The sequence below is a fragment of the Melaminivora alkalimesophila genome (assembly GCF_000282995.1).
Taxonomy (GTDB): domain Bacteria; phylum Pseudomonadota; class Gammaproteobacteria; order Burkholderiales; family Burkholderiaceae_C; genus Melaminivora; species Melaminivora alkalimesophila.
Genome location: NZ_ALEE01000313.1, coordinates 1 through 533, shown reverse-complemented (window position 1 = coordinate 533; position 533 = coordinate 1). Strand labels below are relative to the sequence as shown.

Annotated in this window: 1 protein-coding gene; it reads right to left on the bottom strand. The window is 67.5% G+C overall.

Annotation, left to right across the window (positions count from 1 at the left end):
* A partial coding sequence (locus tag A612_RS05830) for a PEP-utilizing enzyme (protein WP_040436204.1) occupies positions 1 to 533 on the bottom strand: 533 nt, incomplete at both ends.

Below are 533 nucleotides of genomic sequence, written 5' to 3'. Positions count from 1 at the left end.
GCGGCTGCCGCCGATCAGCTTGCGGTATTCGTTGCTCTTGAAGTCCGACAGCCGCACGATGACGGGCTTGGGCCAGAAGGCGGCGGCGATGGTCGCCACGCCCTCGGCCACCTTGTCCACGTAGAAGGCGCGCGGGCTGGCGTGGCCCCGGGCCACACTCTCCACGGCCTTCTTCAGGTCCGCATCCACCTGCGGGTAGTCGAGGATCGCCTTGGGGTGCACGCCGATGTTGTTGTTGATGATGAACTCCAGCCGCGCCAGTCCCACGCCCTCGTTGGGCAGCTGGCAGAAGTCGAAGGCCAGCTGCGGGTTGCCCACGTTCATCATGATCTTGACGTCGATGGCGGGCATCTCGCCGCGCTGCACCTCCGTGACCTCGGTCTCCAGCAGGCCGTCGTAGATGCGGCCGGTGTCGCCCTCGGCGCAGCTCACGGTGACCAGCGTGCCGTCCTTCAGGATGTCGGTGGCATTGCCGCAGCCGACCACGGCCGGAATGCCCAGCTCGCGCGCGATGATCGCCGCGTGGCAGGTGC